The organism is Pseudoalteromonas sp. Isolate6 (assembly GCF_022398435.1).
Lineage (GTDB): Bacteria > Pseudomonadota > Gammaproteobacteria > Enterobacterales > Alteromonadaceae > Pseudoalteromonas > Pseudoalteromonas galatheae.
Map to the genome: position 1 here is coordinate 1 of NZ_JAKEVK010000400.1, position 859 is coordinate 859.

The following is an 859-nucleotide window of genomic DNA, read 5'->3' on the forward strand; positions in this document are numbered from 1 at the left end:
ATCTATGGCAATTTGTTTAGGTCTTTCTCTGGGTCTTAGCGCAGGTAATGCCTTTGCTGGTCAAGAAAGTGAAGCGGCTTCAATTGGTGAACAAATTTTAGATAAAGCTAAAGATAAATTCGTCAAAGCAGCCGGAGGACAAATCTCCTCTTTGTTGATTGACGCATTTTTTGGCTCATCTGGTCCAAGTTACGTAAATTTGAGTGAAGAGAGTTTGCAAGCAATCCAAGAGCGCGTGCATAAAGAACTTGTTGGAGTAGCTGAGTACGAATATATTTCTGATTTAGAATCAATCCAATTAAGTATGCGATACTTTAATGACACTGCAAGGAACAATACTCCAGATATTGGAGTGTTGGGTAGTTTATTGGTGGATTCGGATCGTCTGATCACACACCAAGCTCTTAATAGCCAATTTAACGAGCAGTATTTCTATATGGCTGACACCTTAGCACTTGCATCATCAATAAACTTATCTATTTATGTGGAGCGGCACCTACAAGGATTCATAAACAAAAATGCGGTACGAGCAAGAGCGCACTATCTAGCTAATCGCCTTGAGAATTTTTTAGTTGCTAAGAAAAGAGCTGACTTACCTTTAGAAGAAGAATGCGAGCGAGTAAACGATCAAAGTGATCTCTATGATCACATAGTATGTAAACTCATAGATCCTCATGGTAACTCTCAAGCTAGGGCTGATTTGTATAAATCCGATTATGGTGATTATTACGATGAAGAGAAGCGTGAATGGGAGAGTAAAATGCAACAAACGAGAGCGATTTATTATAGCGATAGGTTTTCAGAAATTGAAGATGTTATTTCTAAGCTAAGAAATTTCTAAAATTAAGCTACCAAGAGT

At 38.1% G+C, this 859-nt stretch carries 1 protein-coding gene; it reads left to right on the forward strand.

Going from position 1 to position 859, the window contains the following annotated elements:
* Positions 1-841, forward strand: an 841-nt coding sequence (locus L1D50_RS23135) for a hypothetical protein (protein ID WP_239966952.1), incomplete at its 5' end; no start/stop codon positions are given.
* Positions 842-859: the final 18 nt, after the last annotated feature.